Below are 21,434 nucleotides of genomic sequence, written 5' to 3'. Positions count from 1 at the left end.
GGGGACAGACCCCCGGCCCCAGCCACCCGGTACTGTCGGCTCCGATGGACAAGACCCTGCTCGTGACCAACGACTTCCCGCCCCGCCCCGGCGGCATCCAGGCGTTCCTGCACAACATCGCCCTCCGCCTCGACCCGGAGCGGGTCGTCGTCTACGCGTCCACCTGGAAGCGCGGCGAGGAGGGCGCCGAGGCCACCGCCCGGTTCGACGCCGAGCAGCCGTACCCCGTCATCCGCGACCGCACGACGATGCTGCTGCCCACCCCCCGCGTCACCCGCCGCGCCACCGAGCTGCTGCGCGAGCACGGCTGCCGCTCGGTGTGGTTCGGCGCGGCGGCGCCGCTCGGGCTGATGGCGCCCGCGCTGCGCGGGGCGGGGGCCGAGCGGGCGGTGGCGACCACGCACGGGCACGAGGCGGCCTGGGCCCAGCTCCCCGCGTCCCGGGCGCTGCTGCGCCGGATCGGCGAGGGGACGGACACCATCACCTACCTCGGCGAGTACACCCGCTCCCGCATCGCCGCCGCCCTCACCCCCGAGGCCGCCGCCCGCATGGTCCAACTGCCGCCGGGGGTGGACGAGAAGACGTTCCACCCCGGCTCGGGCGGGGACGAGGTCCGGGCCCGGCTGGGGCTCGCGGAGCGGCCCGTCGTGGTGTGCGTGTCGCGGCTGGTGCCGCGCAAGGGGCAGGACACGCTGATCGAGGCCATGCCGCGGATCCTGAAGCGGGTGCCGGACGCGGTGCTGCTGATCGTCGGGGGCGGCCCGTACGCCGCGGATCTGCGCCGCCTCGCGGAGACGACGGGCGTGGCCGACAGCGTACGGTTCACCGGCCCGGTGCCCTGGGAGGAGCTGCCCGCCCACTACGGCGCGGGCGACGTCTTCGCCATGCCGTGCCGTACGCGGCGGGGCGGGCTGGACGTCGAGGGCCTGGGCATCGTCTACCTGGAGGCGTCCGCGACCGGGCTCCCCGTCGTCGCCGGGGACTCCGGCGGCGCGCCGGACGCGGTGCTGGAGGGCGAGACCGGCTGGGTGGTGCCGGGCGGCTCCGCCGAGCAGAGCGCGGAGCGGATCGTGGCCCTGCTGGAGGACGAGGCGTTGCGCCGCCGGATGGGCGAGCGGGGCCGTGCCTGGGTCGAGGAGCGCTGGCGCTGGGATCTGCTGGCCGACCGCTTGCGCTCTCTTCTCTAGGACGAAGAGCCCGGGGCGCGGCACGCCCCCGGCTCCTGCGGACAGCGTGGGCTCAGCGGCTGTACAGCGCTTCGATCTCCGTCGCGAAGTCCTTCGCCACCACGTTCCGCTTCAGCTTCAGCGAGGGCGTCACATGCCCCGAGTCCTCGGTGAACTGCTGGGTCAGGACCCGGAACTTCCGCACCGACTCCGCCTTCGAGACCGCCGCGTTTCCGTCGTCCACCGCCGTCTGGATCTCGGCCAGCAGTTCGGCGTCCTCGCACAGGTCGGCCACCGTCGCGTCGGCCGGTTTGCCGTGCTCGGCGGCCCAGCGGGGCAGGAACTCCTCGTCCAGGGTGATCAGCGCGCCCACGAACGGGCGGCCGTCGCCGACGACCATGCACTCGGCGATCAGGGCGTGCGCCCGGATGCGGTCCTCGATCACCGCGGGGGCGACGTTCTTGCCGCCCGCGGTGATGATGATCTCCTTCTTGCGGCCGGTGATGGTGAGGTAGCCGTCCTCGTCGAGGGTGCCGACGTCCCCGGTGTGGAACCAGCCGTCGGACAGCGCCTCCGCCGTCGCCGCCTCGTTGTTCCAGTACTCCGTGAACAGGTGGTCCCCGTGCAGCAGCACCTCGCCGTCGTCGGCGATGCGGACCACCGTGCCGGGCATCGGCTGGCCGACCGAGCCGATCTTCTGCCGGTCCCACGGGTTGAAGGTGGTGGCCGCGCAGGACTCGGTCAGGCCGTACCCCTCCAGCACCGTGAAGCCGATGCCCCGGTAGAAGTGGCCCAGCCGCTCGCCCAGCGGGGCGCCGCCGGAGATGGCGTGGGTGGCGCGGCCGCCGAGGGCGGCGCGCAGCTTGCCGAAGACCAGCCGGTCGAAGACCCGGTGCTTGAGCCGCAGCCCGAACGACGGCCCGCCCGGGGTGTCCAGCGCCTTGCTGTAGGCGATGGCGGCGTCGGCGGCCTTGTCGAAGATCTTTCCCTTGCCCTCGGCCTGGGCCTTGGCCCGCGCCGAGTTGTAGACCTTCTCGAAGACGCGCGGCACGCCCAGCACCAAGGTCGGCTGGAACGCGGCGAGTTCATCGGTCAGCGTCTTGATGTCCGAGACATGGCCGAGTTTGATCGGTGCCAGGACCGCGCAGATCTCCACCAGCCGCCCGAAGACATGCGCTTCCGGGAGGAACAGCAGCACCGAGGACTCGCCGGTGGCGAAGATGGGCTTCAGCCGGGCCACCGCGTTGCCGCATTCGGCGAAGAAGCTGCGGTGCGACAGGACGCAGCCCTTGGGGCGGCCGGTGGTGCCCGAGGTGTAGACGATGGTGGCGGGGGAGTCCGCGGTGGCCAGCGAGGAGCGCTCGTCCACCGTCTCGTCCGTGACGTCCGAACCCAGCGCCCGCAGCGTCCCGATCGCGTCGTCCTCGATCTGCCAGATGTGCTTGAGGCCCGGCAGGGTGTCCCGTACGGACTCCACGGCCGCCTCGTGCACCCCGGTCTCGACGAGGGCCGCGACCGCGCCCGAGTCGCTGAGGATCCACCGCACCTGCTCCGGCGAACTCGTCTCGTACACCGGCACGGTGATGGCGCCCGCGCTCCAGATGGCGAAGTCCAGCAGCGTCCACTCGTAGCGGGTGCGCGACATCAGACCGACCCGGTCGCCCGGCGACACCCCGGCCGCGATCAGGCCCTTTGCGGCGGCGCGCACCTCGGCCAGGAAGTCCGCCGCGGTGACGTCCTCCCACCGGCCGCCGACCTTGCGGCCGACCACCGCCACATCCGGGTGCTGCGCCGCGTTGCGTTGGATGAGGTCCGTCAGATTGCCGTCGGCCGGAACCTCGTACAGGGCCGGAAGGCTGAACTCGCGCAAGACTGCTGCTCCTCATGGGCGCCGGCGCCGCTGCAGGGCAATGGGGGGTGGACTGCCCGGACGTTACCCATCGGTATGGCTCCGGGATAGGGGTTTCCGTACAGATGTTTTATGCGTCACACACCGCCTTCATGCTGCCCGCAGACTAGTCGACGGCCACCGTGGCCGATAAGGAACCGCAGGTGGACGCGGGTCGCGGCGGACGGAACACCTTACGGACGGATGGTCACAGGTCTTAGGGTGACACGCATGCGAGTCCACGTGGTGAGCGACGTGCACGGGAACAGCCAGGATCTGGAGAAGGCGGCGGACGGGGCGGACGCCCTGATCTGTCTCGGCGACCTCGTCCTCTTCCTCGACTACGCCGACCACTCCCGCGGCATCTTTCCCGACCTCTTCGGCGTCGAGAACGCCGACCGCCTGGTCGAACTCCGCACCGCCCGCCGTTTCGAGGAGGCCCGCGAGCTGGGCAACCGGCTGTGGGAGGGGATCGACCGCGGCGCGGCCATCGAGTCCGCCGTACGCAGGCAATACGCCGAGCTGTTCGCGGCCTTCCCCACTCCGACGTACGCCACCTACGGCAATGTCGACATCCCCGCACTCTGGCCGGAATACGTCGAATCCGGCACCACGGTCCTCGACGGCGAGCGGGTCGAGATCGGCGGCCTCGTCTTCGGCTTCGTCGGCGGGGGCCTGCGCACCCCGATGCGCACCCCGTACGAGATCGACGACGAGACGTACGCCGAGAAGATCGCGGCGCTCGGCGGCCGGGGCGAGGTGGACGTGCTGTGCACCCACATACCGCCCGAGGTGCCGGACCTCTGCTACGACACCGTCGCCCGCCGCTTCGAGCGCGGCAGCGAGGCGCTGCTGGACGCGATCCACACCCTTCGTCCCCGTTACTCGCTTTTCGGCCATGTCCACCAGCCGCTCGTCCGCCGCATGCGGATCGGCGCCACCGAATGCGTCAACGTCGGACACTTCGCCTCCACCGGCACCCCCTGGACCCTGGAGTGGTGACCCGCGCGCGATAGCCTTCACCGGCAGACACCCCATGCGGCGGACCGGTACGGAGGAGCCACGGCGATGGCGGAACACACCAGCTCGAGCATCACGATCGAGGCGGCACCGGCCGACGTGATGGAGGTGATCGCCGACTTCGACCGTTACCCGGAGTGGTCCGGTGAGGTGAAGGAGGCCGACGTCCTCACCAAGGACGGGCAGGGCCGCGGCGAGCAGGTGCGGATGGTGCTCGACGCCGGGGCCATCAAGGACGACTACACGCTCCAGTACACCTGGGACGGCGACCAGGTCAGCTGGTCCCTGCTCAAGTCCCAGATGCTGCGCACCCTGGACGGCTCCTACCGGCTGGCCGCGCTGGACGGCGGCACGCGCACCGAGGTGACGTACCAGCTCACCGTCGACGTCAAGATCCCCATGCTCGGCATGATCAAGCGCAAGGCGGAGAAGGTCATCATCGACCGCGCGCTCGCGGGTCTGAAGAAGCGGGTCGAGGCCGCGTAGTTCCGCCTCGGCGCGCGGCCGCCACCATGGGGCGGGGAGCGGGCCGGTGGCGGGGTACGCTCCGGCGGGGGCGGCCACCGGGAGCCGCACCGCACACCGACGAAACACCCCGCCGGAGGCTCCTTTCATGCGTACGGTCCTCGTCACCGGTACGGGCGGCGCGGGCCGCACCACCGTGGCCGCCGCGACCGCCCTCGCCGCCGCCCGCGAGGGACAGCGCACCCTGCTGCTCACCGCGGACCGCGACGGCACGCCCGAGGCACTGCTCGGCATCGGCCCGCTGCGCGGCGGGCCCGGTCGCAGCGCCGACCGGCTGCCGTGGTCCGTGCCCGTCGCGCTGACGCCGGGGCTGTGGGCCGCCCGGATCGTCACCGAGGAGTGGTTCCGCGACGAGCTGACCGCCCTCCAGGACCGCGGCCGCGGCATGCTCGACATGCTGGGCTCGACCCCGCTGGACGGCGAGGAGGTCACCGCGCTCCCCGGCGCGGAGTCGGTCGCGCTGCTGCGCGCCCTGCGCGCCGCGCAGACCGCGCCGCCCGGCACCGGCTGGGATGTCCTGGTGGTCGACCTGCCGCCCGCGCCGGAGACCGTCGCCCTGCTCGCCCTGCCCGAACAGCTGCGCCGCTATCTGCGGCGGCTGCTGCCCGCCGAGCGGCAGGCGGCCCGCGCGCTGCGGCCGATGCTGGCCCAGCTGGCCGGGATGCCGATGCCCGCGCAGAAGCTGTACGAGACGGCCGAGCGCTGGGAGCGCGAGCTGGCCGCCGTCCAGGACGTCCTGGAGTCGGAGGCCACGACCGTACGGGTGGTGGTGGACCCCGGGCCGCTCACCGACCGCGCGCTGCGCACCGCCCGCGCCGGGCTGGCGCTGCACGGCTGCCGGGTGGAGTCGGTCGTCGCCAACCGGCTGCTGCCCACCGGCACCCCCGACCCGTGGCTCGGGGCGCTGTCCGGTCAGCAGCAGGCCGCGCTGAAGGAGCTGTACGAGCAGTGGACGCCGGACGTGCCGATCCGCGAGCTGCCGCATCTGGGCCGCGATCCGCAGGGGCTCGGCGACGCCGCCGACAGCGGCCCCGGCGACGCGTCCGGCGACGGCCCCGGTGACGGTCCCCGCGATGTCTCCGGAGTGGTTTCCGGAGTGGTCTCCGGCGTGGTGGTCTCCGGCGGGGGCGGCCCCCGTCCGGCCGCCGGACTCGCGGCGCTGGCCGGACCGGTCGGGGCGCCGGACCCACGCCCTGACCGCCCCGCGGCCGACCCGTGGAGCGTCGAGGACCGGCTGGCCGACGAGGGGGCGCTGCTGTGGCGGCTGCCGCTGCCCGGCGCCGACCGGGACGGGCTGGGCCTGGTCCGGCGCGGCGACGAACTGATCGTCACGGTCGGACCGTTCCACCGCGTGCTGCCGCTGCCGTCCGCGCTGCGCCGCTGCACGGTCTCCGGGGCCGGGCTGCGCGACGGCCATCTGCAGGTCCGCTTCACCCCGGACCCCGACCTGTGGCCGAAGCGGCCCTGACCGCTTCCGGCGGAAGGACCCTCGCCCGTCGTTCCGGTAACGTCGAGAGCAAGCCCGGTTGAACGAACGGACCGGGCAGCCAGCCTCCCCGCCGCAGGAGTTCGCCATGAGCGATGCCACCGAGCGCCCCGCAGACGCCCCGGGCACCGACGTACCGGTCACCGAGATCGACCCCGACGCCTGGGAGCGCGCCTGCGCCGAGGACCTGGCCGCCGAGAAGGCCCGGCGGCAGGCCCGCGAGGGCGGCGAGGAGCCGGGCAGCGCCGCCGAGGAACTGCGCAAGCTGGCCGACGCCGTCGCGGAGAAGCTGGCCGGGCTGCAGACCCCGCTCGCCGGTACGGCGGTGGAGGGGGCCGTACAACAGTTGATCGCAGGAGCGAAGGCGGCCGTCGAACCGGTCATCGAGCGCAATCCCGACGTATTCGAGCATCTCGCCAGCGCCGGAAGCGAACTGCTCGCCGCCTACCGGGCCGCCGTGACGGGCCAGGAGCAGCGTTGGACCCAGAGCGGCGACAGCGGGCGGACGTCCGGCGGGGACGAAGGTCAGAGTTCGAGTAGTGAACACATCGACCTCGATTGAGCGCCACCTCCGGTACCGTTAGCCGTGGCGGGGTTCGACCAAATAACTGAGGGACTCATGGGACTCACCATCGGCGTCGACATCGGCGGCACGAAGATCGCGGCCGGCGTGGTCGACGAAGAGGGCTCGATTCTCGAAACGAGCCAGGTTTCGACCCCGCCGACCCCCGAGGGAGTCGTCGACGCCATCGCGGACGCCGTGCGCGACGTCAGCACCGGTCATGACGTCGAGGCCGTCGGCATCGGGGCGGCCGGTTATGTGGACGACAAGCGCGCCACCGTGCTCTTCGCGCCCAACATCAACTGGCGGCACGAGGCGCTGAAGGACAAGGTCGAGCAGCGCGTCGGCCTGCCCGTCGTCGTGGAGAACGACGCGAACGCGGCCGCGTGGGGCGAGTACCGGTTCGGCGCCGGGGCGGGCCACGACGACGTCGTGTGCATCACGCTCGGCACCGGCCTCGGCGGCGGCATCATCATCGGCGGCAAGCTGCACCGCGGCCGCTTCGGCGTCGCGGCCGAGTTCGGCCACATAAGGGTCGTCCCCGACGGTCTGCTGTGCGGCTGCGGCAGCCAGGGCTGCTGGGAGCAGTACGCCTCAGGGCGCGCCCTGGTGCGTTACGCCAAGCAGCGCGCCAACGCCACCCCGGAGAACGCGGAGATCCTGCTCGGCCTCGGCGACGGCACCCCCGAGAGCATCGAGGGCAAGCACATCAGCGACGCCGCCCGCCAGGGCGACCCGGTCGCCATCGACTCCTTCCGCGAGCTGGCCCGCTGGGCGGGGGCCGGGCTCGCCGACCTCGCCTCGCTCTTCGACCCCTCGGCGTTCATCGTCGGCGGCGGGGTCTCCGATGAGGGCGATCTCGTCCTGGAGCCGATCCGCAAGTCGTTCCGCCGCTGGCTGGTCGGCAATCAGTGGCGGCCGCACGCCCAGGTCCTCGCCGCCCAGCTCGGCGGCAAGGCCGGGCTCGTCGGCGCCGCCGACCTGGCCCGCCAGGGCTGAGCTTCAAGAGGGGGGAGCGTGGTGCTCGCGGATCTGCCCGCCTCCACCACCGGCCCGGACGCGGCCGTGGTGCGGGTGCTCAGCTACAACATCCGCTCGCTGCGTGACGACCGCGAGGCGCTGGCCCGGGTGATCCGGGCCTGCGCCCCCGATGTCGTCTGCGTTCAGGAGGCGCCGCGCTTCTTCCGCTGGCGCAAGGCCGCCGCCTGGCTGGCCCGGGAGACCGGCCTGGTCTACGCCACGGGCGGGGCCACCGCCGCCGGACCCATGATCCTCACCTCGCTGCGCGCCCACGTCGAGCGGTCCGAGGACGTCCTGCTGCCCCGCCTCCCCGGCCTGCACCGGCGTGGCTTCGCCACCGCCGTGCTGCGCTTCGGTGGCGGCCACCGGGACCCCGAAGGCACGGGCGGCGCCATCCGGCTCGGGGTCGTCAGCTGCCATCTGAGCCTGGCCGCGGCCGAGCGCTACGACCAGGCCGGGATGCTGCTGGACCAGGTCGCCGCGCTCGGCGTGCCGTACGCCGTCGCCGCCGGTGACATCAACGAGCAGCCCGACGGCCGCGCCTTCCGCCGTATCGCCGGAACGCTGCGGGACGGCTGGGCCACCGAGCCGTGGGGGAGCGAGGCCACCTTCGACCCGGGCGATCCGCGCCGCCGCATCGACGCGCTGTTCGCGACCGACGGCATCGAGATCATCGGCTGCGGGGTGCCGTCCGGGCTGCCCGGCGTCGACGACGCCGACCTGCGGGCGGCCACGGACCACCTCCCGGTCCTGGCCGCGCTCCGGCTGCCCCGCGCGCCCGCGTAAGTCGGCGTCGTCCGCGCCGTCCGCGTCGTCCGGGTAAACGCCGGCCGAGGGGTTCAGACGACGGCACCCCGGCCGGGGTCCTCGTCCTCCTCGTCGTCGCTGTCCTTCATCCGCATCACCAGCGTGACGAAGCCGCCCAGGAAGCCGCCGACGCCCAGCGTCGTGATCCACCAGGTCATCTCCACCCGGAACAGCACCACGCCGAGCAGCAGCAGCGGCCCGCCCAGCACGCCCAGCCAGGCGAACCGGGACGTGGTGTCGGACTCCGGGAGCGGCGGCGGCTCGGGCGGGACGAAATGGCCCTCGTCGGTCTCGTCGAAGTCGCCCTCGGAGGGCTCCCCGGCGTCCCAGTCGCGCGGGCCCACGCCCGGCGCGTACACGATGAAGCTGCCGACGGGCTTGTCGCCCTTCGTGTCGGGCTTCTCCGTCTTGGTGAGGGCGTCCGGCGCCGCCGCGCCCGGACGGTCGTCCTCGACGTCGGGGTCGAAGTCGTCCTCGAAGCGGTCCTCGAACCGCTCGTCCAGCCCGTCGTCCAGCTCGCCCAGCGGGTCCTCGCGCCGGGAGTCCTCGCGGCCCCACTTCTCGGTCAGATTCTCGGCCGCTGGCCACCGCTCCGCGCCCGGCGGGTCCGGCGGCTCCTCCCCGTACGCGGCGACGATCGCCGCGAAGGCGGCATCGTCGTCCCGGCGCGCCCCCGCCTCGTTCTCGTTCGGATCACGCTCAGCCACTGGCCGCCGCCCCCTCCCTCCCGCTGACGTCCCCGGGATGTCCCCCGTTGTCCTGTCCCATACCCGCGGTCAACCGGGTGATGAACGTGTCCGTCTCCTCGAAGATGAACTCGGCGTCGTAGTCCAGCGTCGCCACGTGGTAGCTGTGCTCCAGCAGCCGTTCGGTGACGTCCCGGGACGAGACCTGGCTGAGGACGCGCTCGGAGTCGGCCGACGGCACCACATGGTCCTGCGGGCTGTGCATCACCAGCAGCGGCTGGGTCACCTGCGGCAGTTCGGCGTCGACCAGCCGGTAGAAGCGGCGCATCGAGTGCACGGCGTGCAGCGGCATCCGGTCATATCCCCATTCCTGGGAACCCGGCTTGGCGATGTCGCTCGCGATCCCCTTGACGGAGGGCACCAGATGACGCAGCACCGGAAGAGCCACGGCCAGCGGATCGTGGATCCGGTTGGCCGGATTCACGACGGCGACACCGCTGATCCCCGCGCCGTGCTGGGCGGCCAGCCGCAGCGCCAGCGCGCCGCCCATCGACAGCCCGCAGACGAAGACCCGGGCGCACCGCTCGCGCAGCGCCCGCAGCTCCCGGTCGACCTCGGCGTACCAGTCCTGCCACCCGGTGACCGCGAGATCCTGCCAGCGGGTCCCGTGGCCGGGCAGCAGCGGAAGCGAGACGGTCAGCCCGCGCCGCGCCAGGTGCTCGGCCCAGGGGCGCACCGACTGCGGGGAACCGGTGAAGCCGTGACAGACGAGGACGCCGATCTCTCCGCCGTCGTGGCGGAACGGCTCGGCTCCGGGGAGGAGCGGCACCACGGATCTCCGTTCGGTGGTGAAGCGGTCAACGGGACCTCAGCGTACGCGGCGCGCCGCACCGGGGGTAGGCAGGTTAAGGTCTCCTCGTCGGATACAGGAGGTTCTCGGTTGTTCTACGGTGCAATGAAGCTGTCGGTGGGTGGGACGTTGAAGCTCGCCTTCCGGCCCTGGGTCGAGGGACTGGAGAACGTCCCCGACGAGGGGCCGGCCATTCTCGCGAGCAACCACCTCTCCTTCTCCGACTCCTTCTTCCTGCCCGCGATGCTCGACCGGAAGGTCACCTTCATCGCCAAGCAGGAGTACTTCACCACTCCGGGGATCAAGGGCAGGCTGACGGCCGCGTTCTTCAAGGGCGTCGGCCAGCTGCCGGTGGACCGCTCGGGAAGCCGGGGCGCGGGAGAGGCCGCGATCAAGGCCGGGATCGAGGTCATCAAGCGCGGTGAGCTGTTCGGCATCTATCCGGAGGGCACGCGCTCCCCGGACGGCCGGCTCTACCGCGGCAAGCCCGGCGGCCTGGCGCGGGTCGCGCTGGCGACGGGCGCGCCGGTGATCCCGGTCGCGATGATCGACACCGAGAAGATCCAGCCGCCGGGCAAGGTGATGCCCAAGCTGATGCGTCCCGGCATCAAGATCGGCAAGCCGCTGGACTTCAGCCGCTACCACGGCATGGACGGCGACCGCTTCATCCTGCGCTCGGTGACCGACGAGGTCATGTACGAGATCATGAAGCTGTCCGGCCAGGAGTACGTCGACATCTACGCGACCGCCGCCAAGCGGCAGATCGCGGAGGCGGAGGCGGCCCGGAAGCAGGCCGAAAAGGCCGAAAAAGCGGAGAAGGCCGAGAAGGCCGAGACGACTGCGGACAAGGGCAAGGACAAGGACAAGACCGGGGCGTAAAGCGCGCCGGACCCGGGGGTGGGGGGAAGTTGGCGCCGCAGCCCAAGCGCGAGCGTGTCGTACGCATGTCCGTGGAGCAGCCGCTGTGGCAGGCGCTGACCGCCTACCGGGTGCTCACGCTGATCTACGCGCTCTGTCTCTTCGTCTACTCCTTCTACGACTACGACCGTCCGAGGGGCGCCGCCGCCTATATGGCGGTGCTCACCCTGTGGACGGCGCTGACGTTCCGTATGGTCTCCTCGGCCGAGCGCTGCACCCGGCGCTTCCTGATCGGCGACCTCGCGGTCGCGATCACCGGCATCCTGCTCACCCCGCTGGTCGACACCCACGACCGGATCGCCGAGGGCACGCCCACGCTGCCGTCCATATGGACGGCGGGCGCGGTCCTCGGCTTCGCCATCAAGGGCGGCTGGCGGTGGGCCGCGTGGGCGTCGACGATCGTGTGCGCGGCGAACATCATCGAGCGCGGCGGGTTCGCCCAGGACACCGTCCACATGCTGATGCTGGTGTGGGTGGCGAGCGTGGCCATCGGGTACGTCGTGGAGGTCGCCCGCGCCAGTGAGCGCACCCTGGCCCGCGCGCTGCGCATCGAGGCGGCGACCCGCGAACGCGAGCGGCTGGCCCGGGACATCCACGACAGCGTCCTCCAGGTGCTGGCCATGGTGCAGCGGCGGGGCGCCGCGATCGGAGGCGAGGCGGCCGAACTGGGCCGGATGGCGGGGGAGCAGGAGATCGCGCTGCGCTCGCTGGTGGCCACCGGTCTGGTCACCCCGCCGCGCGGCGCGGCCGACGACCGTACGGATGCCACGGACCCGGGGCCACCGTCCGCTCCCGTCGCCGCCGCCCCTCGGCCCGAGCTGCCCGAGGACGCCGACGAACCCTGCGATCTGCGGGCCCTGCTCGCCCCGCACGCCGGATCGCAGGTCACCTTCTCCGAACCGGGCGCCCCGGTGATCCTCCCGGCCGCCGCGGCGGGGGAGTTGGCGGCCGCTGTCGGTGCCGCGCTGGACAATGTACGGGTGCACGCGGGTGAGGGGGCCCGGGCCTGGATCCTGCTGGAGGACGAGCCGGGCGCGGTCATGGTCACCGTCCGGGACGACGGGCCCGGCATCCCGGAGGGCAGGCTCGCCGACGCCGAGCGGGAGGGCCGGCTCGGGGTCGCCCTGTCGATCCGGGGCCGGCTGCGCGACCTCGGCGGCACCGCCGAGTGGATCTCGGCGCCGGGCCAGGGCACCGAGGTGGAGCTGACGGTTCCGAAGCTCGCGGCGAGTGGGAAGAAAGGGACGACCGCACGATGACCGACGACCGGGAAGCCGCACGGGCGGTGACCGTGATGGTGGTGGACGACCACCCGATGTGGCGCGACGCCGTCGCCCGCGACCTGGCCGAGGCCGGGTTCGACGTGGTGGCCACCGCCGGGGACGGGCCGCAGGCGGTCCGCCGGGCCAAGGCCGCCGAGCCCGACGTCCTGGTGCTCGACCTCAACCTGCCCGGGCTGCCCGGCGTCGAGGTCTGCAAGGAGGTCGTCTCCGCCCACCCCGCGCTGCGGGTGCTGGTGCTCTCCGCGAGCGGTGAGCACGCGGACGTCCTGGAGGCGGTCAAGTCCGGCGCCACCGGCTATCTGGTGAAGTCGGCCAGCACCGAGGAGCTGCTGGACGCGGTGCGCCGTACCGCCGTCGGTGACGCCGTCTTCACCCCGGGCCTCGCCGGGCTTGTGCTCGGGGAGTACCGGCGGCTGGCGAGCGAGCCCGCCCCCGTCACCGCCGACCAGCCGGTCGCCCCGCAGCTCACCGAGCGGGAGACGGAGGTGCTGCGGCTGGTGGCCAAGGGGCTTTCGTACAAGCAGATCGCCGAGCGCCTGGTGATCTCCCACCGCACCGTGCAGAACCACGTCCAGAACACCCTGGGCAAGCTCCAGTTGCACAACCGGGTGGAGCTGGTCCGGTACGCCATCGAGGCCGGGCTCGACGACGCCTGAGACCCACCCGCTCGAACGGGTGAAGTTCAAAACCAACTCCCTTGGACGGAGCGGGAATCGCTTTCCGCCCCATCCCCTGTGACCTGGATCACCGTTAGCGTGGCCCCGTACCGGGCCCAATCTCGGGATTTCAGCGGCAGAAGGGATGAAAAGGATGCGGGTCGGAGTGCTGACCGGCGGCGGTGACTGCCCCGGGCTCAACGCGGTCATCCGCGCCGTCGTGCGCAAGGGCGTGAAGGAATACGGCTACGACTTCGTCGGCTTCCGGGACGGCTGGCGCGGTCCCCTCCAGAACGACACCGTTCCCCTCGACATCCGCGCGGTACGCGGCATCCTGCCGCGCGGAGGCACCATCCTCGGCTCGTCCCGCACCAACCCCTTCAACAGCGAGGACGGCATCCGCCGGGTCAAGGAGACCCTGGCCAAGCAGGAGGTCGACGCGCTCATCGCGATCGGCGGCGAGGACACTCTCGGCGTCGCCTCCCGGCTCTCCGGCGACTACGGCATCGCCTGCGTCGGCGTCCCCAAGACCATCGACAACGACCTCTCCGCCACGGATTACACCTTCGGCTTCGACACGGCCGTCAACATCGCCACGGAGGCCATCGACCGCCTCCACACCACCGCCGAATCCCATATGCGGGTGCTGGTGGTGGAGGTGATGGGCCGCCACGCGGGCTGGATCGCCCTCCACGCCGGGCTCGCCGGCGGCGCCAACGTCATCCTCATCCCCGAGCAGCGCTTCGACGTCGACCGCATCTGCGCCTGGGTCGAATCCCGCTTCAAGATCCGCTACGCCCCGATCGTCGTCGTCGCGGAGGGCGCGATGCCGAAGGGGGGCGACGCGGTGCTCAAGGACGGGTCCCTGGACTCCTTCGGTCACGTGCGGCTCTCCGGTATCGGGGAGTGGCTGGCCAAGGAGATCGAGAAGCGCACCGGCAAGGAGGCCCGTACGACCGTCCTGGGCCATGTGCAGCGCGGCGGCACCCCCAGTGCCTTCGACCGCTGGCTGGCCACCCGCTTCGGCCTCCACGCGATCGATGCCGTACGGGACCAGGACTTCGGCAAGATGGTCGCCTTGCGCGGCACCGATATCGTCCGCGTCCCCCTGGCCGAGGCGACGGCCCGCCTCAAGACGGTGGACCCGTCGCTGTACGCGGAGGCGGAGGTCTTCTTCGGCTGACGGTTCCTCAAGTCCGCTGCTCCCGCCGGTGCGTCGCCCGGCGGGAGCAGTGCTTTTCGGTGCTCGCGCCTGAGAGAAATTCTGTCAGTGCTAGACATCGGGCTCCCGCTACGTCTAGCATTGCTAGCAGGTTGAGCGGCGCTCGACAGGGGGTCGGCGCCGCGACGAGAGGGGAACACCTGCCATGCCTACCGCCGCCACCACCGCCGCCACCGTGATCACCTGGGCGATCGCCGTCGGGATCATCCTCATCGGCGCCCGCAGCCTGTGGACCCCGGAGGCCGCGGCGGACTTCGGTATACCCGGCACCCGCACCGAGGACCCCAGCGTCCGCGCCTGGCTGTCCGTCCTGGCCGTCCGCGACATCGGCTACGGCCTCTTCCTGCTGATCGTGCTGCTCGGCGCGGGCACGCACCTGCGCGGCTGGATGATGCTGGCCGGCTCGCTCGTCACGCTCGGGGACACGCTCATCACGAAGCTCAGCGGCGGGCCCGCCAAGGCGTACCTCGGCATCCACGCCACCACCACCGTGGTCATGGCCGCCGCCGGCGCGGTGCTGCTGCTGTCCTGACCGCGGCCACCGACGCTTCCCCCGCGAGGGGATGCCCGCCGAGGGGAGCACTCCGGTGCTCCCGTCGGCGGGCACTTCGGTGTCAGACCCGCACGGCCGCCAGCAGCTCCGCCACCAGCACCGCCCCGTTCCGCGACAGCACCGACTCCGGGTGGAACTGCACCCCGGCGAAGCCCGGCCCCCGCAGCGCGTGCACCTCCCCGTTCACCGCGTCCCGGCTCAGCTCCACCCGGTGCATCGCCAGCTCCGTCTCCACGCCCTCATCGCACCGCGCGGTGAACGTGTTGTAGAAGCCCACCGTCTCCTGGCGCCCGAAGAAGTCGATCCGCTCCTGCGCCCCCTGGAACGGCACGTCCTTCCGTACGATCTCCAGCCCCAGCTCCGCCGCGATCAGCTCGTGCCCCAGGCACACCCCGAGCAGCCCGTGCCGGTGCCCGGCCACCAACTCCGCCGTGAGCCCCCGCAGGAACCGCATCTTCGGGTCCGTGGAGTCACCGGGGTCCCCCGGCCCGGGGCCGAGCACGACGGGCCCCTCGTGCGCCAGCGCGGCGCCCCGCACGCCCGGCTCGTCATACCGACGCACCGTCACCGTCAGCCCCGCCATCCGCAGCAGATGCGCGAGCATCGCCGTGAACGTGTCCTCGGCGTCGATCACCAGCGCGTGCCCGGACAGCAACCCCTCCGCGGCCTGCATCCGCAGCCAGAACGGCGCCAGATCCGCCCGCCGCGCGTCCAGCGCCGCCCGCACCCGCGGATCGTCCGCGAGCCGGGGACGCGGGCCCGCCCCGGCCCGTACGGGCGCCTCCCGCACACCCAGCGCGGTCAGCACCCCGGCCGCCTTGGCGTGAGTCTCGGCGACCTCCGCGCGCGGGTCGGAGTGGCGCACCAGCGTCGCCCCGACCGGCACCCGCAGCACGCCGTCGCCGTCGATGTCGGCGGTGCGGATGAGGATCGGCGAGTCGAGGGTCTGGGCGCCGCCGCCGTCGCGCCCGATGAGCGCGAGCGCCCCCGCGTAGTAGCCCCGGCCACCGGGCTCGTAGCGCTCGATCACGCGGCACGCGTTCTGCACGGGCGAGCCGGTGACGGTCGCCGCGAACATCGTCTCCCGCAGCACGTCCCGTACGTCCAGCGAGGACCGCCCGCGCAGCTCGTACTCGGTGTGCGCGAGGTGCGCCATCTCCTTGAGCCGCGGCCCGACGACGACGCCGCCCATGTCGCCGACGGTGCACATCATCTTCAGCTCCTCGTCCACGACCATGGACAGCTCCTCCACCTCCTTGGGGTCGTGCAGGAACTCCAGCAGCCCTTCCGCCGTCGCGCCGCCCGCCGGATAGCGGTACGTCCCGCTGATCGGGTTCATCACGACCGTGCCTCCCGCCCGTCGCCCACCACCACCCTCAAACGAGACCGCTTCGCGCTCGCCCCTCCCACCTGACATCCGTACGTGCACCTCCGGGCTGGCCCCCACCAGCGTCCGCCCGCCGCCCAGCCGTACGACGTACGTCCAGTACGCGCCCCGCTCACCGGCGAGCAGCCGCCGGAAGAGCGCGAGCGCGTCGGTACTCGCGAACCCCGGGATCTCCCCCTGAAAGGTCCGTCGAATGACGAAGTTCGCCCCCTCCCCGGTGCCGATCTCGTCCTCGATGACCCGGCTCACGATCTGCGCGTACGCGTCGTCGTCGACGTCGAAGCGCCCGCCCTCGACCCGCACGTCGTGCGCGGGCAGCGCCTCCAGCAGCTCGGCGAGCGGCAGCGCGTACGTGGTCTCGGGCCGCAGCACGGCCAGCGGCGTCCCGTCGTCCCGGACGTCGAACCCCCGCTCCCGGATCTGCCGGAACGGCACCAGCGCGAGCGCGTCGCTCACCGGACCGCCGCCCTCCGGTACCCCGGTCGGCAGCGGGATGTCGGTCAGCCGCTCCACCTCACCGGCCGGGCCGATGAGCACGTCGACGGTGTCGGGCGCATGGCCGGGCGTACGGCGGTGCAGCAGGGCGAAGGGCGGGCAGTCGTCGGCGAGCAGCCGGGCGACGACGGCCTGGGCGTCTGCGTCGTGCATGGCGGGTTCCTTCCGGAGAGGAGGAACGACCCGCGACAAACGCCGAAGGCCGCCCCTCGGGCGGCCTTCGCGTGAGTCTGGTTCAGTGCGCGCGATTCAGTGGGCCGCCGGATGAGCGGTCCACCACCAGGTCATGGTCAGTCGCGCGAACATGGTCCGGACTCTACCTCAGTTCCATGGGTTGGCGGGCTGGTCGTTGATCGCCGCCCAGAAGCGGGTGCCGTCGGGGACATAGCCGTACGCCCAGAAGGACCAGCCGCCGCTGGCCTCCAGGTTGGCGCCGTAGCGGCCGTCGTGGAACTCGGCCATCCGCCAGTCCGCGCCGTAGTACTGCGCACAGACGGCGTCTGCCGTCGCCCGGCTGGTCAGCGACTTGCCCAGCACGGGCGGGGTCGCGGCGACGGTGCCGCGCGCCCAGCCCGCGTAGAAGTCCGGCGTGATCCCGGCGGGCACGGCGCTGCCGCTGACTCTCAGGCACAGCATGGGCAGCGTCGCGGTGGCGGCGGTGTCGCCGTTGTACGCGTCGGTCGCGGAATCGGCGCCGACCCGGACCGTGCCGTTGCCCTTGGCGAGCACGGTCCACGTCATCCCGGACGGGATGGCGGATGAGTCCGCCTGGGCGGGTGTGGCGCCCAGCGACATCAGTACGAGCGAGGCGGCGGCCGCGAAGGCGGCGGCACCGCGGCGGAGCAACTTCCTCATGGGACTACTCCTTCGGATGGGGACCGGCCACGGGGGCGGGCCGGTCACCCGAACAGCGTCCGAGGAGCGCGAGATTCCATCACGGCTTCTTCACGGCATGGCTGTAAGCCGCCGGGGGATGCCCGAACGTCCGTTCTTGCGCAACGCGCCCCGCGTGTGCTTGGTACGGACCTTTGTCATGCGGAGCGCCTGCCGACGCGCTGCGCCGTGTGAACGCCCACAGCGCGAGCCCGAGGCAGCTGAACGCGGCACCCAGTGCGCATACGGCGCCCCAGCCGGCCACCGTGTAGAGGGAGGTCGCGGCGATGGCGCCGGTGGCGCTGCCGATCGAGTAGAACACCATGTACCCGCCGATGAGGCGGCTGCCCGCTTCCGGGTGCAGCGCGTAGATCAGGGTCTGGTTGGTGACATGGACCGCCTGCACGGCGAGGTCGAGAAGGACCACCCCGGCGAACAGGGCCCACAGTGAGCCGCGGGTGAAGGCCAGGGGCAGCCACGAGGCGGTGAGCAGCGCCAGGGCGATGCCGGTGGTCCGCCGGGAGAGTCCACGGTCGTTCAGGCGGCCCGCCACGCTCGCGGCCAGGGCACCCGCGACACCGATGAGCCCCAGCGCCCCGATCGCGCTGTGCGGCAGGAAGTACGGCGCCTCGCTGAGCGGCAGCGCGACGCTGCTCCACAGGGTGCTGAAGGCGGCGAAGATCAGCAGGCCGAACAGGGCCCGCAGCCGCAGCAGTCGTTCCCGCGCGAACAGCGCGACCGTGGAGCGCAGGAGCTGCCCGTAGCGCAGAGCGGCCGACGGGGTGGCGCTGTGGCGCGGCAGCACTCGGGACAGGACCAGGGCGAGCAGCGCGGTGAGCGACGCCGAGGCGAGGTAGACGGAGCGCCAGCCCGCGAGATCGGCCATGAGGCCGGACGCCGTACGGGCGAGCAGGATTCCGATGACCACGCCGCTGGTGACCAGACCGACGACCCGTCCGCGCCCGGCGGGCGGGGCCAGTGATGCCGCGAAGGCCACCAAGGTCTGCGTGACGACCGCGAGAAGACCCGTCGCCGCCATGCCCGCGAGCAGGATCACCGCCGTAGGGGCGGTGGCCACCACGGTCAGCGCCACCACCAGAAGCAGCAGTTGGGCCACGACGAGCCGTCTGCGGTCGGTCACGTCGCCGAGCGGCACGAGGAAGAAGAGCCCCAGCCCGTACCCGACATGGGTGAGGGTGACCACGCTGCCGACCAGTGCCGGGCTCATGTCCAGGTTGTGGCCCATGGTGACCAGGAGTGGCTGGGAGAAGTAGACGTTGGCCACCGCGGCCCCGCAGGCGACGGCGAACAGGATGACGACACCACGGGACACCGGCGGCTCCTTCGCATTCTGGTTTCATCTTGCTACCAGCGGTGACGGTAGCCCTTCTTGGTAGCATGTTGCAACCATCGTGAGAGTGAGGGACGCCATGGTGAGCAGGACGCGCTTCGACGACAGCGAATGCCCCGTCGCCCGGTCGGTGGACGCGATCGGCGACTGGTGGTCTCTGCTGATCGTGCGGGACGCCTTCGACGGAAGCCGGCGCTTCGGGGAGTTCCAGCGCAGCCTGGGCGTGGCAAAGAACATCCTCACCGCGCGTCTGCGCACCCTGGTCGCCGGTGGCGTCCTCGAATCCGTCCCCGCCTCGGACGGCAGCGCCTACCGCGAGTACGTGCTGACCCCGAAGGGCAAGGCGCTCTTCCCCGTCATCGTGGCGCTGCGGCAGTGGGGCGAGCAGAACTTCTTCGATCCCGGCGAACCGCACTCGGAGTTGGTCGACCGCCGCCAGGGCCATCGCCTCCGCGCACTGGAAGTGCTGTCGGCGGACGGGCGACCGCTGAACCCCGACGACACCATCGTCCGCAAGGTGAGGGGGTGAGGTGTGGGCCCTGTGGAGAGCGGCACCCCGGGCGCCGGGTTGTCGGCGCCGGTCGCTACGTTGACGGACCGCGCAATCGCTCTGATGTGCGGCTTCACTTCGTGCACTACGGGGGAAAGCTTTGTCCACGTCCGCGCCGCCGCCCGGCGGCTACAGCCCCTACCCGCCGCAGCAGGGCCAGCCCCAGTACGGTCAGCAGCCGTACGGCCAGCCGCAGTACGGCCAGCCCTACCCGGGCGCGCCCGCTCCGCCGCCTTCGCCCCGGCGGCCCGGCTTCTTCAGCCGCTTCAACCTCAAGACCAAGATCCAGATGGTCGCCGGTGTCGTAGTAGTGATCTTCTGCGGTGTCTGGTACGGGGTGCTGGGCCACGACAGCCCCGACACCGGCCCGGCCAACACGGACAGCACGAGCGCGTCCGCCGCCGATGTCGGTGACTGCCTGCAGAACAAGGGCTCCGAGAGCGACCCGGACCTCACGATCGTGGACTGCGGTGGCGCCACCGCGGACTACAAGGTGAAGCAGCGTGAGGCGCTGGACTACACCTGCGATCCGCAGTACGCCACGTACCAGTTGACCCGCAACGGCAGGCCGCAGTTCACCCTCTGCATGGAGCACATCAGCAAGTAAGGGTGCCGTTCGCCGTCGCGGTGACGAAGTCGCCGAAGGCGGCGGGGGAGAGGAGAAGGACGGGGCCGTCGGGGTGCTTGGAGTCGCGGATGGCGACGCGCCCAGGTATCTCGGCGACCTCGACGCATTCGCTGTTGCCGACATCCCCGCTGTAGCTCGACTTGCGCCAATCAGGACTGCGTTCCATAGCGCTCCTCCATCACTTGCGCGATCAGATCTGCCGAGTCCACTACGGACAGGGCGGCAGCCTGCAAGTGAGCGTAACGAAGGCTGAGGTCGCCGACGTACTCCGGATCGGCGGTCATGTAGCCCGTCCTGTACGTCTCGTCGCATGCCAGATCAGGGCTGTTCTTGAACCGCAGCAGCGAGAAAGCCCCACCAAAACCGGCATGTGCTCCGGCCGTGAACGGCAGGATCTGGATGTGCACGTGTGAGTGGTCGCGGAAGCTCAACAGGTGCGCCAGTTGGGCCCGCATCACGTCCCGGCCGCCGATCCCCTGGCACAGCACCCCTTCGCCGAGCACGGCCCACAGGAGCGGCGGGCGCTTCCTGTGAAGGATCTGCTGACGTGACAGTCGCTGCTCCAGCCGCGATTCGACCTCGTCCTTGCGGAGCACACCGAGCACCGCCCGTGCGTAGTCCGGGGTCTGTAGCAGGCCGTTCACCACGGTCATCTCGAACACGAACTTCTGGGTGGCTTCGGCCTCCAGCTCGCTGTGATCCTTGAGCTCGAGGGGCACGCCGAAGCGCAGGGCCATCTCCAGCAGCCGCAGCAACGCGCCGCCCGTGTTCAGCACGTCGTCCAGCTGCATCGTGAACCGCCGGGTAGGGATCTTCCTGGCGGTCTCGTACTGGCCGATGAGCGAACCCGTGCAGTACACCTTCGCGCCCAATTGATCCTGTGTGAGCCCGGCGGCCTCCCGGTACCGGCGTAACTCCGCGCCGAGGTGATGCATCGGAGACGTAGTCGGGTCCAGCTTTCGGATGTTCGGCATGACGGCCCCCAACAACCAGCACGTTGTGTTCGTGAGGTAGCCCACGGTAATCGTCCGAATCCATCCTTGTGGCGTGAACGAAGACATTGCGTACCCACCGCCCCACTACCACCTGACCTTCACCGCGCTGTCCGCGCACGCGGCCTGCCACATCCGCCGTATCGTCCGTACGTACCTCGCTATGTGGGACATGCCGCACCTGGCCGAGCCCGCCGGGCTCGCCGTGACCGAACTCCTCGCCAACGTGATCAAGCACGTGCCGGACCGGAGCTGCACCGTGGCGCTGCTCGCGCAGGAGGGGAAGCTGCGGGTCGAGGTGGGGGACGGCTCGGCCGCCGTACCCGCGAAGCGTGCGGCCGGGCCGTGGGACGAGAACGGGCGGGGGCTGGCGATGGTGGAGCTGGTCACGGACGCGTGGGGCGTGGAGCGAACCCCGGGGGCGCCAGGGAAGACGGTGTGGTTCGAACTCAAAGCGTGAGGCGGGGCGTCTCATACCGTGGGCGGCGGGCTGGACACGGATGAAGACCCCGTAAC

General features: G+C 71.7%; 24 protein-coding genes. 15 read left to right on the top strand and 9 right to left on the bottom strand.

Features of this window, described 5'->3' with window-relative positions:
• The first annotated feature begins 44 nt into the window (after positions 1–44).
• Complete coding sequence (locus tag ABZ562_RS34930) at positions 45–1,187, top strand: glycosyltransferase family 4 protein (protein WP_361487658.1); 1,143 nt, start codon at positions 45–47, stop codon at positions 1,185–1,187.
• Between the two features lie 52 nt (positions 1,188–1,239).
• Here the strand turns inward: ABZ562_RS34930 and ABZ562_RS34925 are convergent, their stop codons facing one another.
• Complete coding sequence (locus ABZ562_RS34925) at positions 1,240–3,036, bottom strand: AMP-dependent synthetase/ligase (protein WP_361487655.1); 1,797 nt, start codon at positions 3,034–3,036, stop codon at positions 1,240–1,242.
• Positions 3,037–3,285: 249 nt separating this feature from the next.
• Between ABZ562_RS34925 and ABZ562_RS34920 the strand changes: the two genes are divergently transcribed.
• The 6 genes from ABZ562_RS34920 (at position 3,286) to ABZ562_RS34895 (ending at position 8,453) form a co-directional block, all read left to right on the top strand.
• Entirely contained in the window at positions 3,286–4,056 is a 771-nt protein-coding gene (locus ABZ562_RS34920) for a metallophosphoesterase (RefSeq protein WP_361487653.1), read from the top strand.
• Between the two features lie 66 nt (positions 4,057–4,122).
• A complete protein-coding gene (locus tag ABZ562_RS34915; RefSeq protein ID WP_361487650.1) occupies positions 4,123–4,560 on the top strand; it encodes an SRPBCC family protein in 438 nt (145 codons plus the stop codon).
• Between the two features lie 127 nt (positions 4,561–4,687).
• A complete protein-coding gene (locus ABZ562_RS34910; protein ID WP_361487648.1) occupies positions 4,688–6,067 on the top strand; it encodes an ArsA-related P-loop ATPase in 1,380 nt (459 codons plus the stop codon).
• A gap of 106 nt (positions 6,068–6,173) precedes the next feature.
• The gene (locus ABZ562_RS34905) at positions 6,174–6,647 is read left to right on the top strand and encodes a DUF5304 domain-containing protein (RefSeq protein WP_361487645.1); all 474 of its coding nucleotides are present in this window, start codon (positions 6,174–6,176) and stop codon (positions 6,645–6,647) included.
• Positions 6,648–6,704: 57 nt separating this feature from the next.
• Positions 6,705–7,646, top strand: a complete 942-nt coding sequence (locus tag ABZ562_RS34900) for an ROK family glucokinase (RefSeq protein WP_361487642.1) — start codon at positions 6,705–6,707, stop codon at positions 7,644–7,646.
• Between the two features lie 18 nt (positions 7,647–7,664).
• On the top strand, positions 7,665–8,453 hold the full coding sequence (locus ABZ562_RS34895) for an endonuclease/exonuclease/phosphatase family protein (protein ID WP_361487640.1): 789 nt from the start codon (positions 7,665–7,667) through the stop codon (positions 8,451–8,453).
• Positions 8,454–8,506: 53 nt separating this feature from the next.
• On the opposite strand, the gene ABZ562_RS34890 is transcribed toward ABZ562_RS34895, so the two are convergent.
• A complete protein-coding gene (locus tag ABZ562_RS34890) occupies positions 8,507–9,181 on the bottom strand; it encodes a hypothetical protein (protein WP_361487638.1) in 675 nt (224 codons plus the stop codon).
• On the bottom strand, positions 9,174–9,989 hold the full coding sequence (locus tag ABZ562_RS34885; protein ID WP_361487635.1) for an alpha/beta fold hydrolase: 816 nt from the start codon (positions 9,987–9,989) through the stop codon (positions 9,174–9,176). The genes ABZ562_RS34890 and ABZ562_RS34885 overlap by 8 nt, the downstream gene beginning before the upstream one ends.
• Positions 9,990–10,115: 126 nt before the next feature.
• Between ABZ562_RS34885 and ABZ562_RS34880 the strand changes: the two genes are divergently transcribed.
• The 5 genes from ABZ562_RS34880 to ABZ562_RS34860 all read left to right on the top strand — a co-directional run bounded on the left by ABZ562_RS34880 (position 10,116) and on the right by ABZ562_RS34860 (position 14,621).
• Positions 10,116–10,889 carry a lysophospholipid acyltransferase family protein gene (locus ABZ562_RS34880; RefSeq protein ID WP_361487679.1) on the top strand — a complete coding sequence of 258 codons (774 nt, stop codon included), beginning with the start codon at positions 10,116–10,118 and terminating at the stop codon, positions 10,887–10,889.
• A gap of 29 nt (positions 10,890–10,918) precedes the next feature.
• The gene (locus ABZ562_RS34875) at positions 10,919–12,187 is read left to right on the top strand and encodes a DUF5931 domain-containing protein (protein ID WP_361487632.1); all 1,269 of its coding nucleotides are present in this window, start codon (positions 10,919–10,921) and stop codon (positions 12,185–12,187) included.
• The gene (locus ABZ562_RS34870) at positions 12,184–12,867 is read left to right on the top strand and encodes a response regulator transcription factor (protein WP_361487629.1); all 684 of its coding nucleotides are present in this window, start codon (positions 12,184–12,186) and stop codon (positions 12,865–12,867) included. Before ABZ562_RS34875 ends, ABZ562_RS34870 begins: the two co-directional genes overlap by 4 nt.
• A gap of 154 nt (positions 12,868–13,021) precedes the next feature.
• Positions 13,022–14,050: a 6-phosphofructokinase gene (locus ABZ562_RS34865; RefSeq protein WP_361487626.1), complete on the top strand. Its 1,029-nt coding sequence runs from the start codon at positions 13,022–13,024 to the stop codon at positions 14,048–14,050.
• Between the two features lie 184 nt (positions 14,051–14,234).
• On the top strand, positions 14,235–14,621 hold the full coding sequence (locus tag ABZ562_RS34860; protein WP_361487623.1) for a DUF4267 domain-containing protein: 387 nt from the start codon (positions 14,235–14,237) through the stop codon (positions 14,619–14,621).
• Between the two features lie 82 nt (positions 14,622–14,703).
• Here ABZ562_RS34860 and ABZ562_RS34855 read toward each other — a convergent pair whose 3' ends face one another.
• The 4 genes from ABZ562_RS34855 to ABZ562_RS34840 form a co-directional block, all read right to left on the bottom strand.
• A complete protein-coding gene (locus ABZ562_RS34855; RefSeq protein ID WP_361487620.1) occupies positions 14,704–16,677 on the bottom strand; it encodes an anthranilate synthase family protein in 1,974 nt (657 codons plus the stop codon).
• A gap of 96 nt (positions 16,678–16,773) precedes the next feature.
• On the bottom strand, positions 16,774–16,830 hold the full coding sequence (locus tag ABZ562_RS34850; RefSeq protein ID WP_106516695.1) for a trp operon leader peptide: 57 nt from the start codon (positions 16,828–16,830) through the stop codon (positions 16,774–16,776).
• Between the two features lie 15 nt (positions 16,831–16,845).
• Entirely contained in the window at positions 16,846–17,379 is a 534-nt protein-coding gene (locus ABZ562_RS34845) for a hypothetical protein (protein ID WP_361487618.1), read from the bottom strand.
• Positions 17,380–17,458: 79 nt separating this feature from the next.
• A complete protein-coding gene (locus tag ABZ562_RS34840) occupies positions 17,459–18,730 on the bottom strand; it encodes an MFS transporter (protein ID WP_361487616.1) in 1,272 nt (423 codons plus the stop codon).
• Positions 18,731–18,827: 97 nt separating this feature from the next.
• Here ABZ562_RS34840 and ABZ562_RS34835 point away from each other — a divergent pair, with 97 nt between their 5' ends.
• Together ABZ562_RS34835 and ABZ562_RS34830 are read left to right on the top strand one after the other, a co-directional pair.
• Positions 18,828–19,277, top strand: coding sequence for a helix-turn-helix domain-containing protein (locus ABZ562_RS34835; RefSeq protein WP_361487613.1), 450 nt, complete (start codon positions 18,828–18,830; stop codon positions 19,275–19,277).
• Between the two features lie 121 nt (positions 19,278–19,398).
• Positions 19,399–19,905, top strand: a complete 507-nt coding sequence (locus tag ABZ562_RS34830; RefSeq protein ID WP_361487612.1) for a hypothetical protein — start codon at positions 19,399–19,401, stop codon at positions 19,903–19,905.
• Here the strand turns inward: ABZ562_RS34830 and ABZ562_RS34825 are convergent.
• Positions 19,895–20,092 (bottom strand): DUF397 domain-containing protein, encoded by a 198-nt coding sequence (locus tag ABZ562_RS34825; RefSeq protein ID WP_361487609.1) that lies wholly within the window; start codon positions 20,090–20,092, stop codon positions 19,895–19,897. The two genes, ABZ562_RS34830 and ABZ562_RS34825, sit on opposite strands and share 11 nt — an antisense overlap.
• Positions 20,076–20,900: a helix-turn-helix transcriptional regulator gene (locus ABZ562_RS34820; protein WP_361487607.1), complete on the bottom strand. Its 825-nt coding sequence runs from the start codon at positions 20,898–20,900 to the stop codon at positions 20,076–20,078. Before ABZ562_RS34820 ends, ABZ562_RS34825 begins: the two co-directional genes overlap by 17 nt.
• Positions 20,901–20,973: 73 nt before the next feature.
• On the opposite strand from ABZ562_RS34820, the gene ABZ562_RS34815 reads away from it, so the two are divergent.
• Positions 20,974–21,378, top strand: a complete 405-nt coding sequence (locus ABZ562_RS34815; protein WP_361487604.1) for an ATP-binding protein — start codon at positions 20,974–20,976, stop codon at positions 21,376–21,378.
• The last annotated feature ends 56 nt before the right edge of the window (positions 21,379–21,434 follow it).

The organism is Streptomyces sp. NPDC019937, from assembly GCF_040631655.1.
GTDB lineage: Bacteria > Actinomycetota > Actinomycetes > Streptomycetales > Streptomycetaceae > Streptomyces.
Note: the sequence above shows the minus strand (reverse complement) of the source record. Positions and strands in the feature narration are given on the sequence as shown.